We start from the raw sequence: 14,790 nt of genomic DNA on the forward strand, positions 1-14,790 counted from the left end.
TTTCATGAGCATCTTTGATCACGTTCAAGACCGTTTTTCCCGCGTTCAGCAAGAGGACATGAGCCTGGAGGAGTATCTGGCGCTTTGTCGCCGTGATCCGAAGGTTTATGCCAGCGCCGCCGAGCGCATGCTGGAAGCCGTAGGCGAGCCTGAAGTGATCGACACGGCGAAAGACCCGCGTCTATCACGTATTTTTTCCAATAAAGTGATTCGTCGCTATCCAGCCTTTGCCGAGTTTCACGGTATGGAGGAGGCCATTGAGCAAATCGTCTCCTACTTCCGCCATGCGGCTCAAGGGCTTGAAGAGCGCAAACAGATTCTCTATCTGCTTGGCCCTGTGGGCGGCGGTAAGTCGTCGCTGGCAGAGCGTCTTAAGCTGCTGATGGAGCGGATTCCGTTCTATGCCATTAAAGGCTCGCCGGTCTACGAGTCGCCGCTTGGCTTGTTCTCACCCGAAGAGGACGGCGAACTGCTCGAGAAAGAGTACGGTATCCCACAGCGCTATTTGCGCAGCGTAATGTCGCCCTGGGCGGCAAAACGGCTGAATGAGTACGGCGGCGATATCTCCCAGTTCCGGGTAGTGCGTTTGTACCCATCACGGCTTAACCAGATCGCTATTTCCAAAACCGAGCCAGGGGATGAGAACAACCAGGATATCTCGTCGCTGGTGGGTAAAGTCGATATTCGCCAATTGGAGCTTTACTCCCAGGATGATCCGGATGCCTACAGCTTCTCCGGCGGTTTATGCCGTGCTAACCAGGGGCTGATGGAGTTTGTGGAGATGTTCAAAGCGCCGATCAAGGTGCTGCATCCACTGCTTACCGCGACGCAAGAGGGTAATTACAACCCCACCGAAGGCATGGGGGCGATTCCCTTTGATGGCGTGATCCTGGCCCACTCCAACGAGTCGGAATGGCAGGCGTTTCGCAATAACCGCAATAACGAAGCGTTCCTTGACCGGGTTTATATCGTCAAGGTGCCTTATTGTTTGCGGGTTACCGAAGAGATCAAGATCTATCAAAAACTGCTCGAAGACTCCTCGCTTAACGCCGCGCCCTGCGCACCGGACACGCTGCGCATGCTGGCCCAGTTCTCGGTACTGTCACGGCTAAAAGCGCCGGAAAACTCCAATATTTACTCGAAAATGCGCGTTTACGACGGTGAGAATCTGAAAGACACCGACCCTCGCGCCAAGTCGATTCAGGAGTACCGCGACGCCGCAGGCGTTGACGAGGGTATGCAGGGTCTCTCCACCCGCTTTGCATTCAAGATTCTTTCTAAGGTATTTAACTTCGACAGCACCGAGGTGGCCGCTAACCCAGTCCATTTACTTTATGTGCTTGAGCAGGCGTTGGAGCGTGAGCAGCTGCCATCGGAAGTGTTTGAGCGCTACTTGGGCTTTATCAAAGAATATATGGCGCCTCGTTACGTGGACTTTATTGGTAAGGAGATCCAGACCGCTTACCTCGAATCCTACAGCGAGTATGGCCAGAATATCTTTGACCGCTATGTGACCTACGCAGATTTCTGGATTCAGGATCAAGAGTATCGTGATCATGAGACCGGTGAGTTGCTAGACCGCCAGGCGCTCAACGAAGAGCTGGAGAAAATCGAAAAACCCGCGGGTATCTCGAATCCCAAAGACTTCCGCCACGAGGTGGTCAATTTTGTGCTGCGGGCGCGGGCGCAAAACAACGGTATGAACCCGAGCTGGCAGTCCTATGAAAAGCTCAAGGGCGTTATCGAGCACAAAATGTTCGCCAATACCGAAGAGCTATTGCCGGTGATTTCGTTCAATGCCAAGGCTTCTCGCTCGGATCAGAAAAAGCACGAAGACTTTGTGGCGCGGATGGTCGATCGCGGCTACACCGAAAAACAGGTGCGGTTGCTATCCGAGTGGTATCTGCGCGTGCGCAAGTCCCAGTAATGGATGGTGTGCTTAAGATGAGCGTTTAAGGAGGTCGTATGACCTACTTTATTGATCGAAGGCCGAACGCGAAACATAAAAGCGCGGTGAACCGGCAGCGCTTTTTGGAGCGCTACCGTAAGCATATCAAGCGCTCGGTTGAAGAGGCCGTTAACCGCCGCTCGATTACGGATATGGAGCGTGGTGAGAACGTTTCGATTCCGGCAAAGGATATCTCCGAACCGGTCTTCCAGCATGGCCCGGGTGGGGCGCGTAATATCGTTTCACCCGGTAATAAAGAGTTTGTCGCCGGTGATAAAATCCGCCGCCCCAGTGGGCAGGGGGGCGGTGGTGGCGCAGGCGAGGGCGGCCCCTCTAATCAGGGTGAAGGCGTCGATGAGTTCGCTTTTACGCTGAGCCGCGAAGAGTTTTTGGAGTTTGTTTTTGACGGTTTAGAGCTGCCCCATTTGCAGCGCAAACCGTTGAAATCGCTTGAAGAGGTCAAAATGGTGCGGGCGGGGCTCTCCCGGGACGGCGTGCCGTCGCGGATTAGCATTACCCGCTCTATGCGCGAAGCCTATGCTCGGCGCATTGCTATGCGCGCACCGATTAAACGGGCGTTAAGAGAGGCGATTGATGCCCTGGAGGCCGAAGAACGCAAGGACACGGTACTGCGTAATCCCACCCGCATTGCCGAGCTGAAAGCCGAAATTGAGCGCCTGGAGAAGCGCATCGCGGGCGTACCGTTTATTGACACCTACGACCTGCGCTACCACCAACTAAGCGCACAGCCTCAGCCTTCCAATCAAGCGGTGATGTTTTGCGTTATGGATGTCTCCGGCTCGATGACCCAAAACCACAAAGACATCGCCAAGCGGTTTTTCCTGCTGCTCTATCTGTTCTTGGAGAAGCACTACGAGAAGGTCGAGTTGGTTTTTGTGCGCCACCATACGGCTGCTCGGGAAGTCAGTGAAGAGGAGTTTTTCTACTCGCGGGAAACCGGCGGTACGATTGTTTCCAGTGCGCTGAACCTGGTGAATAAAATCATCGAAAAGCGCTATCCCGTTGGCCAATGGAATCTGTATGTGGCCCAGGCGTCCGATGGTGATAACTGGGATGATGACTCGAATATTTGCCGCGACTTACTGGTCAAACAGTTGATGCCGCAGCTGCAATACTACGCCTACGTTGAGATCACGCCCCATGACCATCAGTCACTGTGGCATGAGTACGAAAGTGTGGTGAAAGAGTTCCCCGAGCGCTTTGCCATGCGCCAAATTGTGGAGGCGGGCGATATTTATCCGGTCTTTCGTGAACTGTTTAAGCGCCGCTTAAGCCAGTCCTAGTGACCTTGTATACAGGTTAGTGACCGCGTGTAGAGGAGGGGGCTATGAGTGCGACCCGCAAGCGTAAGCCGATTGCCACCGGCTCCGATTGGAACTTCAGTGTACTGGAGCGTTTTGATGCGGAGCTGGCCAGGCTCGCTGATGAGTATCGGCTAGATACCTATCCTAATCAGATAGAAGTCATCACTACCGAGCAGATGATGGATGCCTATGCGAGTGTAGGCATGCCGGTGGGCTATCACCACTGGTCGTTCGGCAAGCAGTTTCTAGCCGTCGAGCAGGCGTACAAGCGTGGCCAGATGGGCTTAGCCTATGAACTGGTGATCAATTCCGACCCCTGCATCGCTTATTTAATGGAGGAGAATACGCTGATGATGCAGGTGTTGGTGATGGCTCACGCCTGCTACGGCCACAACTCCTTTTTTAAGGGTAACTACCTGTTTCGCACCTGGACCGATGCCTCTTCAATTGTTGATTACCTAGTGTTTGCGCGTAAATATATCGCCAAGTGTGAAGAACGCCACGGCGTGCAGGCCGTTGAGCAGTTACTGGATGCTTGCCATGCGCTACAAAACTATGGGGTCGACCGTTACAAGCGGCCCTCGCCGATCTCTGCCGAGGAAGAAGCGAAGCGCCAGGAGGAGCGTGAAAGCTACCTGCAAACCCAGGTGAATATGCTCTGGCGTACCATTCCTGAGGCACCTATCAGCGATTCACCGCTGTCAACGGGGGGCCTGCATGCTGACGATGACCCATTGGGCTTGCACAGCGGCGGCCACTATCCTCCGGAACCTCAAGAGAACCTGCTCTACTTTATTGAAAAAAATGCGCCGCTGCTGGCGCCCTGGCAGCGTGAAATCGTGCGGATTGTGCGCAAGTTGGCGCAGTATTTTTATCCTCAGCGGCAGACCCAGGTAATGAATGAGGGCTGGGCGTGCTTTTGGCACTACACGCTGATGAACCGGCTCTACGACGATGGCAATGTCGATGAGGGATTAATGCTGGAGTTTCTGCAGTCTCACGCGGCGGTCATTAACCAGCCAGCGTTTGATAATCCTCACTTCAGTGGGATTAACCCCTATGCTCTTGGCTTCGCAATCTTTATGGATATTAAGCGGATCTGCGACGCACCCACCGATGAGGATCGCGAGTGGTTCCCTGATATTGCAGGCACTCCGTGGCGGGAAACGCTGGAGTTTGCGATGCGCAACTTCAAGGATGAGTCGTTTATTCAGCAGTTTTTATCACCGAAGGTGATGCGTGACCATAAACTGTTTTTGGTGGTGGATGACGATCAGGTGGAGACCCTTGAAGTCGCAGCGATTCATAACGAACAGGGCTACCGCCAGGTTCGGGAAGCGCTTGCCACTCAGTACGCGCTCTCTGTCCGCGAACCCAATATTCAAGTGGTTGAAGCGGCCATTCGTGGGGATCGCTCGCTAACACTCCATCACGTGCAGGATAGTCGCCGCCCATTAGGCCGCAGTGTTTATCCGGTGATTCGCCATCTACAGCAGCTATGGGGCTTCCCTGTTCATCTTGTCTCTTTGGAAGAAGGACGGGTAACGCGGCGTTTTCATTGGCCGGTAGAGGATGAAAGCCCGGCTTCTTAGCTGCTAGCGTGTCTTAAACAAAACTACCCCGCCCAAATGGCGGGGTAGAGGTGCTTATACGGCTATCAAGTTTTAAATGCTTAAGCTTGGGCAGTCCAGGATTGGCACCAGCCAGCGGGTGCTACGCTATTCTCTGGAAATAGCTGGCAACCCTCAGTGTCTGCATTAAAGAACATGCAGTTATCGCAGCGTTCGCCCTCTTCATAAGCGGGATGATCGCTGGCTTCACTGGCGTCTTCTACATAGTTAAGCGCTTGGGCGTTGCTTGCGGAAGGATCAAGGCGCGGCAGCTCTTGGGCGAAAGCAGTTTTAGAAAGAATGCCAGCTCCCAGTGGAAGGGCTGCAAGACCCAACATGCTGTTGCGCATAAAGTCACGACGGCTCTTATTAGCCATGATTTCTCCTTATCGTCACGGTCTGACGTTTGGTCACGTTGTTGGGTGGTTATCCACCTCTTTGTGCTCCGCGTAGTCTTATAAGCCGGAGCTCTCTGCTACATCTTTCAATCAGTTGTATTTTCGACCTACTATTTTTTTCAACCTACTACAATTTAGGCCAGCCGTTTTCAACCCTATTCTTAAACTACATGCTAGCGGATGTATAAGGGTTGTGCGAATAGTGCTGCTGGAATAGCGACAATTGGTCACGCTGTCGCCGGGTGCTGCGCTCGCTTCCTCGTCGCTGCTATACTCTGCCCAGCTTTGACACTACTTTTATGACCATTTTCTCTTAAGGGGCGCGCCATGCAAAACGCAGTCATTTTAATCAATACCGATAAAGGCCAGGTCAAGGCCGTGGCCGAGCGCTTGGCCGATGTAGAGGGCATTAGCGAGGTGTACTCCACCTGCGGCCGCTACGACTTAGTGGCCATTGCTCGCACCCGTGATTTTGAAAGCTTGGCTGAATTGGTGACTGAGCGCCTGAACGCCGTAGAAGGTATCAGCGATACAGAAACCCTGAATGCCATGCAGGTTCACTCCCGCCACGATCTTGAAACCATGTTCTCTTTGGGTTGGTAGCCCTTTATTATTTGGTTACACGCAAAGCGTTCACGAACGCAGTGAAAATGAAAAAGCGCTAATGTAAGCATTTAACAAGGGGAAAGTCTGTTGGGAACATCGCTTTTGAGCTGGCGTCGACAGGGGCGACGCCTGGGCATTGCTGTGCTTTTTGTGGTAGTTGGCACAGGGCTGTGGGAGTTTCAGGAGCGCCAGCATAAAGATGCTTACACCTGGATGGGGGTGCCAACGTGGGAGGAGTTTCGCCCCACTACGATGCACCGAGTGCTGCGCAATGATGGCTACTTGGTAGGCTGGTCCGATGTGCGGGTCAATCCGCTATGGGTAAGTTATCAGGTTGAAGCAGTAGACGACTCGAGCATCGGCCCAAGGCCAAATTTTCAAGCCGATTGGCGCACGCTATGGCCGATAGGCACCGACAGCTACGCCGGTAGCGGTTACGACCGGGGCCATTTAGCGCCAAACTACGCCATTGCAGCGGTGCATGGGCGCAGCGCTCAGGTCGATACCTTCCTAATGAGCAATATGTCCCCGCAACGGCCCAACCTGAATCGGCAGCTCTGGCAGCGGTTAGAAGAAGCAGTGATGGATCACTTTGCGCCGCGCTTTGACCGGTTGCAGGTGATTACCGGCCCCATTTACCCAGAACACTTTATGGATAACGTGTTCAACCGGGTAGGATTGGTCGAAGTGCCTTCGGCTTTTTACAAGATCATAGTAGCGCCGCACAACGAGGCACCATTAGCGTTGGCGTTTATCATGCCACAAGACGTTCAGGGCAATGAGCCGCTGGATGACTATTTGGTGACCATTGATGAGATTGAGGCACGCACAGGGCTTAACTTCTTCCCAGAGTTAGCAACGGAAGTAGAGTCTGTATTGGAAGGGGAGTTGCGTACACAGGGGTGGGCACTTGACGAGGTGGCAAGGCGCCCGGGGCGGTATCAATAGCCGTTTAAGTACATAGTGGCTGGCATGCCTGGGATTTAGCTTGTATCCAACACCCAATGGCGGAAGGCGCGCATGGGCTCTGTCAGGTGTCGGTGCTGTGGCGTCAAAAGCGATAGTTTTCCTCGGCTGGGTATGGTGAGTGGCAGTGCTTGAACAAGGTTGCCTTGTCGAAGCTCGGCATCTAAAAGCCGCATCCAGCCTAGGGTCACTCCCTGGCCGGCCAACGTAGCATTCATCAGTAGTTGGAAGCTGTTGGCGCGCAGCGTATGCAGGGGAGGCTGCCATTTCAGGCCTAGTTCACGGAACCATATTTCCCAGCTTAGCCAGTCGTGGTAATGATCTTCCACCACCATAAGTGTGTGATTCACCAGCAGATGCGCAGGATCAATGCTATTGCCATGGCGTTCCAGGTAAATGGGGCTACAAACGGCTGCTACCCTTTCATGTTCAAAAATGGCGTCAGCTACAAGGCCCGGTGGATCAACTTCATTGGGCACATGGTAATAAATACCCAGGTCGAACTCCGCCAGGTCAAGGCGATGTGGGTCTTCTACCGTCAATATGCGAATTTCGATGTTAGGGTACGCGCGCTGAAAGTCGGGCAATTGGCGCGCCAGCCAGATCGACGCAATGGTCGGGCTTGAGGCGAGGGTTAATTGTCTGTCGTCTCCACGTCGCCTGAGACGGGCAGTTTCATCGCCTAAATCGCGAAGAAGGCGTTGCACGACTCGAAAGTAGTGCTCTCCGGTTGGGGTGAGTCGCAGTCCTTCATGATGACGCTCGAAAAGTAGGCGCCCTAGGTCATGCTCAAGACGTTTGATTTGCCGACTAATCGCGCTTTGCGAGAGATTTAGCTCGTTTCCAGCTTGCGTGAAGCTACAGTATCGTGCGGCAACCTCAAAGGCGCGCAGGCAAGATAGCGGCGGTAAAGCATCACGCATGGATCAAGCCTTAAAACAGGGAGTCAGTGATTTCAAGCATACCACTGCCGAGCGGCGGCTGCTGCCCGGCCGGGTTGCAGAGGCTAGACGGCCGTACGAGGAATCTCTCGCTGCCACGATTTATCGCTCACCAGCTTATCGTCTTCATAAGCGTGCTGTTCGGCATTCAGGTAAAACATGTGTTCATCGCAGCGCAGGTGATAGCGGCTAAATACGGTGACGGCAAAGCTGTTTTTTTCTCCTTCACGGCGAGCGCGGTACACCCACTCGATATCTGCACGTGTCCGGGTAGCATCGTCAGGATGACTGGTATAAGTCTCCTTGGCGTACTGTTCAACCTGCAAGCCGTGTTCAAGAAACTGAATATCTCCCATGTCATCTTCAATGATGACGCTGACTTCGCCGCTGCCCACATCTTCGCTGATCGTGCGCTTGGGATGGCCGGTACGCAGTGTCTTCACAGGGCAGGGAGGGGCGCTTTCTGGCGGCTCGAAAGGCATGGAAATATAGGGCGCTTTGGATCGCGGTAGCTCTAGGCTAGGCGTACCTGCCTTGAGGGTCAGATCTGCGCGCTTTTTAGGCGACCACACTAATGGGAAGCTGGCGCTGGAGAGAGCAACCCTCAAACGGTGGCCTTTGGGCAACCGATAGCCAATAAGGTCCATGGCAAGCCTTACCTGCATGGGGTCACCAGGTATGGGAGGGGTAACTGTGCCCGCGTCGTCGCGCAAGTTTAGGTTAAGTGTCCCGTAGGTGATCAAGGCACTTTCACCGCTAGGTGATACGTCGCATAGGCGTGCGTGCAGTTGGCCGCACGCCTCGCTACTTGCCAGCGTCAGTGAAACGCAAGGCTGCCCCAGGATATCGAGCCCATGTGCATAAGGTTCGGAGTCAAATGTCAGTGACAGCGCATCGTCTCGGCGCTGGTCGGGTGGGAAGTCGGCTCCAAACCAGAGCGGAATGTACTCTCCCTGCAGTGCGCCAGTAGTAAGTGGCGATGCAATCAGTTGATCCTGGCTGAGGCGGGTGCTGGGTAAAAGGCCATGGTCACCCATGGTTAGGGTAATGGATTCACCCTCGTCGTCCGGGACTGGCCAGCCATGAGTGCGAACCCACTGTCCCGGCCGCTCCTTATACTTTGGAGCGGGCGGAACGCCATCCTGAAGGTAAAAGGTGCAGGTAGGTTCGTCCATTACGCCGGTCTCAATACCTTTGAGCCAGTAATCCCACCAGCGCAGCGCTTCTTGCAGAAAGCCAATCGCCGGATCAGGCAGTGCAAAGTGTGGATACTTGTGCATCCAAGGGCCCAGTAGCGCTTTTTTCGGGCATTGAAGATGCTCCATCATTCTAGGGATCGTATTGATATAGGAGTCGCCCCAGCCGCTTATCATGTAAACGGCCGCTTCGATGTCGGCATACTCCTCGCAGATAGAGCCATGCTTCCAATACTCATCACGATGCTGGTGAGAGAGCCAAGTTTCAGCTAGCAGCGGCATATTATCGAGGCGAGACATCCACATATCGCGCCATTTGTCGCCAACCAGTGCGGGGTCTGGCACCGCCGCAGAAAAACTTAGCATAGTGGCCGCCCAGCCTAGGTTCTCCAGCAACATATTGCCGCCCTTGTAATGAATATCATCAGCGTAGCGGTCATCGGTTGAGCAGAGCGTGATGATGGCTTTGAGCGGTTCGGGGCGCAGGGCGGCTACTTGCAGGCTGTTAAAACCACCCCAGGATATTCCCATCATGCCGAGCTGGCCGTTACACCAAGGCTGGCTGGCAATCCACTCGATCACTTCAAGGGCATCTGCCTGCTCTTGAGGGGCGTACTCATCTTCCATCAGGCCATCTGATTCGCCGTTTCCACGCATGTCTACTCGAACGCAGGCATAGCCGTGGCCAGCGAAGTAGGGATGGGTTAGTTCATCGCGAATTGCGGTGCCATCGCGTTTTCGGTAAGGGAGATATTCCAGGATGGCTGGAACGGGGTGTGCTTCAGCATCAACCGGTAACCAGATGCGTGCAGCTAAGCGTGTGCCGTCAGCCAGTGGGATCCAAATGTTGTCTATTTCGCGGGTGCGATGCGGAAAATCCTGCTTGATAATCATGAGTCACGCTTGTTGCTGGTGAGTGTTGGAACACGACTAAGTTGGTCCGGATTTTTTAGCCAGACCCAAAGCGAGCCGGTTGCTATCAGCACGATGAAAAGTGCAGGAAGTCCGCCCAGGTTAGACAGCATCTTGACGCCATCAATGCCGACAAAACTCACCATCACCCAGGCGACGATACCGACAATCACCCCCCAGGTTACTTTCATGGTAATACCTGCATTGAGGTCTGAATCAGCTGTCAGCCCACGGGTGCAGAGATTGCCAATGGCATCGGTTTGAGAGTCGGCAGCCGTCACATAAGAGATATACGCAATGAACAGCAGTACTGGTATCCATAGCCCTGAAAGGGGTAGCTGCTGGAACAGCTCATAAAGAACGTTTTCCACTCCGCGGTCATTGAGGATGGTGTAAAGATCGACCCCGGTGTGGGCTTGATAGTAAAGCGCAGTTCCAGAAAAGATTAGAATCCAGACGCTGGCGAATAGTGCGGGGTAGAGTAGGTTGACGCGAAGAAACTCTCGCACGGTGTAGCCGCAGGATATCTTACCGAGAAACAGGGCGGCGACGGGAGCCCAGGAGAACCAAACGGCCCAATAAAATATTGACCACCATTGTGGCCACTGATCTTCCCCCGCCGTGCCGGTAAACAGACTCTTAGTGAAAAAGTTATCGATGAACACACCAAACGACTCTACCCCGAGAGCCAGACTGAAAATGGTGGGGCCTGCGATGAAAGCGAACACACCCAGAATAAGCAGCAGGACAGCATTAAGTGATGAAAATCGAGCAATGCCTTTTTGCAGCCCGCTGGCGGCAGAAAGAACGAACGTGGTCACGATAATGGCAACGATAACGCCAAGCCGTAGAGGGCTGGTTTCGCCACCCATGTATTGGCCTACGCCACCCGAAAGTGTCAGGGCGCCGGTGCCCAGCGAAGAAGCCATGCCGGCTACCAGGGCGTAGAGAGAAACCGCATCAATAAGTCCTGCAAAGCGTCTGATTCCTGGGCCGAAAAGCGGCTCCAACATGCTGGAAATAGAGAAGCGAAGACGCAGGTTGTAAAACGCTAGGGCAAAGATCAATGCAGGTACGGCATAAATAGCGTAAGGCGTGAACGTCCAATGTAAAAACATGGTCGACATCGCAAACACCATGGCATCGCTTGAACCAGCTTCCAGCCCACTTAAGCTGGGAGGGCTCATGAAATGATAAAGCGGTTCGGCGGTGGTCCAAAATAGAACGCCGACGGCCAAGGTGGTGCAAAGGGTGATCGAGAACCAGCGTAAAGGTGATAAAAGAGGCTTTGCGGAAGAACCCCCAATACGAACATGGCCGATTGGAGAGAAATAAACGATAACCGCCATAACGAGAAGGTAAAGGCTACCTAGACTGAACAGCCATGAAAAATTATTCAGGATTGCTTCATTTAGTCCACTCGCAACGGCTAGAAAGGCCTCTAAATTGATATAGCTGGCAATGACTGCAGCAAATAGAACAAGAAATGTTGGCCAGAAGACCAACGGTCGCAGCGATTTCATCGGCATACCGTTTTCCCTTTATCGTTATTGCTATGCATGAATTTCATGGCATAACAACCTAACGCCATTCCAGTCCTGACATAAAGCGAAGACTCGGAATGGGGGTATGCGCTGAATGCATGGGCCGCCGATGGATTAGCAGGTCATTAAAGACAGCAAACGCTTGGAGTTAAAATCTAAGATATGCGCGATCAGGAAGCCAGGATTTGAGGCGACTTAAATCCGGTGGAGATAAAGGGATGTATAGGGGATAAAAAAGGGGGGTAGTGAGAGTGGCAGAAAATCTGAAGATACTATGATGATGCGGACACGGCCCATGTAAGTCATGGTGCCCAGGAGAGGACTTGAACCTCCACGTCCATACGGACACTAGCACCTGAAGCTAGCGCGTCTACCAATTCCGCCACCTGGGCGCATCATCTAACGCTTGGATTAACTACTTACTGTTTGTGTTCGTATGGTGCCCAGGAGAGGACTTGAACCTCCACGTCCATACAGACACTAGCACCTGAAGCTAGCGCGTCTACCAATTCCGCCACCTGGGCGAACACAAACCTTGCCTTGCTTAACACCGTACTGCTCATACCAATAGATAGCATAAAAGCAGTTTGGTGCCCAGAAGAGGACTTGAACCTCCACGTCCATACGGACACTAGCACCTGAAGCTAGCGCGTCTACCAATTCCGCCATCTGGGCAAGTGGCGCGTATAATACCGGGGTGATGGTTAAATGCAAGACCCCTAACGTGCTTTTTATAACGCAAATTGTATAAACAACGTCTAAGACGGTTGGGTGATTGAACGTGCAGCGCTATACTGCGCCTATGACTAAACAAAACCCTATTCATTTCAGCCTATCAAGCGTTGAAATATCTAGCCCGCAACGCAACGCGTTTGCGCCTTTTTTATGCCTCTCGCAAATGACGCCATCAAGGATGTTGATCGCATGAAGTATTGGACGTTAAGTGATGATCCGCACGCCGAGCGCGAGGCGCATAAATATGGCAACCCAGCGCCAAGCCGGGAGTATTTGCTTGCAGCCTTAGAAAGCTATGGCAAGCCGATCACTCACGAAAATATGAGCCGCATGCTGGGGCTGGAAGACGAAGAACTTATAGAAGCCGTCAGGCGCCGCTTGGCGGCGATGGAACGCGACGGTCAGGTGCTGCGTGACCGGCGAGGCGCCTATGCGCTGATCGACAAGCTCGATCTGGTCAAAGGCAAGGTGCTGGGGCACCGAGACGGCTTTGGTTTTCTGCTGCGCGATGATGGCAAAAAGCCAGACCTGGTATTGCCCCCGCGCCAAATGCGCCGTGTTTTTCACGGTGACCACGTGCTGGCGCGCATTAGCGGACGCGATCGCCGTGGTCGTGATGAGGCGACCATTGCCGATGTGATTGCACGCAACACGCAAACTATCGTCGGCGTTTACCGTAGTAATACGCCTGAGTTTGGCATTCTAATACCGGAAAATCCGCGTATCACTCAGGAAGTGATTATTCCTCATAGCGCCTGCGGTGGCGCGAAAGATGGCCAGGTGATCTCGGCCAAAATCGTTCAGCAGCCGGCCACCCGTGTACAGCCGGTAGGTGAGGTAATCGAAGTGCTGGGTGAGCGTATGGATCCCGGTATGGAAATTGATATTGCGATTCGCAGTTACGATATTCCTGCAGAATTCCCGCCTGAAGTGCTCGACCAGATCGCCGGCATTTCAGCTGAAGTGTTGGAAGAGGATAAGCAGCACCGAGTTGACCTGCGTGACGTGCCGCTGGTTACCATTGACGATGAGTCTGCCAAAGACTTCGATGATGCTGTGTGTGCTTGGAAAACCAAATCCGGTAGTTGGAAACTGCTCGTCGCCATCGCGGACGTTTCCCACTATGTACGCCCAGGCACGCCGTTGGACGACGAAGGCCGCACACGGGGCAACTCGGTCTACTTCCCTGGTCAAGTGGTTCCCATGCTACCGGAACTGCTGTCCAACGGACTCTGTTCGCTGAACCCACACGTGGATCGGCTGGTGCTGGTGTGCGAGATGAATATTTCGCAAACCGGTGCGATTAGCCGCTACCGCTTCTACGAAGCCGTCATGAACTCCCACGCTCGCCTGACCTATAACAAGGTGGCCGCGATTCTCGACGATAAGAGCGAAGACGGTGAGGCGCTAAGGGCAGAGCACAGCGAGCTAGTTAAGCCGCTGAAAAATCTGGAAGAGCTTTACTACTTGTTGCGCGAAGCGCGTGCCGAGCGTGGTGCGATCGATTTTGACACCACTGAAACAGCAATCATCTTTAACGATGAGCGCAAAATCGAAAAAATCGTTCCACGTAGCCGTAACAATGCTCACAAGTTAATTGAAGAGTGCATGCTGGCGGCCAACGTGGCGACTGCGCGCTTCCTGGATAAGCATGATTTGCCAGCGCTTTACCGTATCCATGAGCGCCCGACGCCGGAGCGGCTTGATAAGCTGCGTCTGTTCTTGAATGAGTTAGGTCTTGCTGTCGGCGGCGGTGATATGCCCACTCCGCAGGACTACCAGGCACTGCGTGAAACGATTGCCGACCGCCCTGACTTCGATATCATTCAGACGGTCATGCTGCGCTCAATGAATCAGGCGGTCTACTCACCGCAAAACGAAGGCCACTTTGGCTTGGCCTACCAAGCCTACGCCCACTTTACCTCGCCGATTCGCCGCTATCCCGACCTGCTGGTACACCGCGCTATTCGTTCGGTGATCCGCGGTCCGCGCCAGACCAACACGGTGCTGCGCGTAGAAGGTGCGCCGGTTGAGCCGCCCAGCAAGTGGTGTCCGTATACCTTCGAGCAGATGCTTGAACTGGGTGAACACTGCTCAATGACTGAGCGCCGTGCCGACGAGGCCACTCGTGATGTAGAGAGCTGGCTGAAGTGCGAGTTTATGTCCGACAAGCTCGGCGAGATGTTCGAAGGTACCATCGCCTCCGTAACTCAGTTCGGTCTGTTTGTGCGTTTGGATGAGTTCTACGTGGAAGGCTTGGTTCACGTGACGTCGCTGCCTTCGGATTATTACCACTACGAAGCTGAGAAGCACCGTCTTAAAGGTGAGCGCACCGGCACGACCTACCGCTTGGGTGATGGTCTTACCGTCCAAGTGGCGCGTGTTGATATGGACGATCGTAAGATTGACTTTGGGCTGGGTGATGAAAAGCCGCGCCCACGCCGCCAGCCGCGTAAGAGCCGCGGTGGGGAAGGGGGCGCTGGTGCTAAAGGTGGTGGTGCTAAGGCATCTGGTAACAAACCATCCAATAGCGAGAAGCCTGCTACGCGTCGCGGCCCACGCCGTACGCGAAATGGCCCACGCAAACCATCACCGAATAAGGGCTGAGT

10 protein-coding genes and 3 tRNA genes are annotated in these 14,790 nt (G+C 53.8%); 6 read left to right on the forward strand and 7 right to left on the reverse strand.

Annotated features, from left to right (window positions below; translation table 11 throughout):
• Window positions 1-4 precede the first annotated feature (4 nt).
• Genes ACW17M_RS09120 through ACW17M_RS09130 form a run of 3 tightly spaced genes read left to right on the forward strand, consistent with a single transcriptional unit; the run spans window position 5 to window position 4,865 of the window.
• The gene (locus ACW17M_RS09120) at window positions 5-1,927 is read left to right on the forward strand and encodes a PrkA family serine protein kinase (RefSeq protein ID WP_009287654.1); all 1,923 of its coding nucleotides are present in this window, start codon (window positions 5-7) and stop codon (window positions 1,925-1,927) included.
• A 38-nt stretch (window positions 1,928-1,965) separates the two neighbouring features.
• Window positions 1,966-3,252 carry a YeaH/YhbH family protein gene (locus ACW17M_RS09125; RefSeq protein WP_009287655.1) on the forward strand — a complete coding sequence of 429 codons (1,287 nt, stop codon included), beginning with the start codon at window positions 1,966-1,968 and terminating at the stop codon, window positions 3,250-3,252.
• A gap of 44 nt (window positions 3,253-3,296) precedes the next feature.
• Window positions 3,297-4,865 carry a SpoVR family protein gene (locus ACW17M_RS09130; RefSeq protein ID WP_009287656.1) on the forward strand — a complete coding sequence of 523 codons (1,569 nt, stop codon included), beginning with the start codon at window positions 3,297-3,299 and terminating at the stop codon, window positions 4,863-4,865.
• 80 nt (window positions 4,866-4,945) lie between these two features.
• Here ACW17M_RS09130 and ACW17M_RS09135 read toward each other — a convergent pair whose 3' ends face one another.
• On the reverse strand, window positions 4,946-5,260 hold the full coding sequence (locus ACW17M_RS09135; RefSeq protein ID WP_022522716.1) for a high-potential iron-sulfur protein: 315 nt from the start codon (window positions 5,258-5,260) through the stop codon (window positions 4,946-4,948).
• Window positions 5,261-5,608: 348 nt separating this feature from the next.
• Between ACW17M_RS09135 and ACW17M_RS09140 the strand changes: the two genes are divergently transcribed.
• Entirely contained in the window at window positions 5,609-5,884 is a 276-nt protein-coding gene (locus ACW17M_RS09140) for an Lrp/AsnC family transcriptional regulator (protein ID WP_008958975.1), read from the forward strand.
• 105 nt (window positions 5,885-5,989) lie between these two features.
• The gene (locus ACW17M_RS09145; protein WP_041158163.1) at window positions 5,990-6,835 is read left to right on the forward strand and encodes a DNA/RNA non-specific endonuclease; all 846 of its coding nucleotides are present in this window, start codon (window positions 5,990-5,992) and stop codon (window positions 6,833-6,835) included.
• Window positions 6,836-6,870: 35 nt separating this feature from the next.
• Here the strand turns inward: ACW17M_RS09145 and ACW17M_RS09150 are convergent, their stop codons facing one another.
• From ACW17M_RS09150 to ACW17M_RS09175, 6 genes are all read right to left on the reverse strand, one after another.
• Window positions 6,871-7,776, reverse strand: a complete 906-nt coding sequence (locus tag ACW17M_RS09150; protein WP_414121846.1) for a LysR substrate-binding domain-containing protein — start codon at window positions 7,774-7,776, stop codon at window positions 6,871-6,873.
• Window positions 7,777-7,859: 83 nt separating this feature from the next.
• Window positions 7,860-9,884, reverse strand: coding sequence for a CocE/NonD family hydrolase (locus tag ACW17M_RS09155; RefSeq protein WP_457547292.1), 2,025 nt, complete (start codon window positions 9,882-9,884; stop codon window positions 7,860-7,862).
• Window positions 9,881-11,431: a BCCT family transporter gene (locus tag ACW17M_RS09160; RefSeq protein WP_457547293.1), complete on the reverse strand. Its 1,551-nt coding sequence runs from the start codon at window positions 11,429-11,431 to the stop codon at window positions 9,881-9,883. The genes ACW17M_RS09155 and ACW17M_RS09160 overlap by 4 nt, the downstream gene beginning before the upstream one ends.
• A gap of 320 nt (window positions 11,432-11,751) precedes the next feature.
• A tRNA-Leu gene (locus ACW17M_RS09165) sits at window positions 11,752-11,838 on the reverse strand.
• A gap of 45 nt (window positions 11,839-11,883) precedes the next feature.
• Window positions 11,884-11,970: transfer RNA gene (locus ACW17M_RS09170), tRNA-Leu, on the reverse strand.
• Window positions 11,971-12,034: 64 nt separating this feature from the next.
• A tRNA-Leu gene (locus ACW17M_RS09175) sits at window positions 12,035-12,121 on the reverse strand.
• Window positions 12,122-12,370: 249 nt separating this feature from the next.
• On the opposite strand from ACW17M_RS09175, the gene rnr reads away from it, so the two are divergent.
• Entirely contained in the window at window positions 12,371-14,788 is a 2,418-nt protein-coding gene (gene rnr, locus ACW17M_RS09180) for a ribonuclease R (RefSeq protein WP_027960143.1), read from the forward strand.
• The last annotated feature ends 2 nt before the right edge of the window (window positions 14,789-14,790 follow it).

The organism is Vreelandella sp. 2A-K22, assembly GCF_054065485.1.

Coding starts and splice junctions, on each gene's coding strand:
- rnr (WP_027960143.1), top strand. CDS start 12,371: ATGAAGTATTGGACGTTAAGTGATGATCCGCACGCCGAGCGCGAGGCG.
- ACW17M_RS09130 (WP_009287656.1), top strand. CDS start 3,297: ATGAGTGCGACCCGCAAGCGTAAGCCGATTGCCACCGGCTCCGATTGG.
- ACW17M_RS09140 (WP_008958975.1), top strand. CDS start 5,609: ATGCAAAACGCAGTCATTTTAATCAATACCGATAAAGGCCAGGTCAAG.
- ACW17M_RS09125 (WP_009287655.1), top strand. CDS start 1,966: ATGACCTACTTTATTGATCGAAGGCCGAACGCGAAACATAAAAGCGCG.
- ACW17M_RS09150 (WP_414121846.1), bottom strand. CDS start 7,776: ATGCGTGATGCTTTACCGCCGCTATCTTGCCTGCGCGCCTTTGAGGTT.
- ACW17M_RS09160 (WP_457547293.1), bottom strand. CDS start 11,431: ATGCCGATGAAATCGCTGCGACCGTTGGTCTTCTGGCCAACATTTCTT.
- ACW17M_RS09135 (WP_022522716.1), bottom strand. CDS start 5,260: ATGGCTAATAAGAGCCGTCGTGACTTTATGCGCAACAGCATGTTGGGT.
- ACW17M_RS09120 (WP_009287654.1), top strand. CDS start 5: ATGAGCATCTTTGATCACGTTCAAGACCGTTTTTCCCGCGTTCAGCAA.
- ACW17M_RS09155 (WP_457547292.1), bottom strand. CDS start 9,884: ATGATTATCAAGCAGGATTTTCCGCATCGCACCCGCGAAATAGACAAC.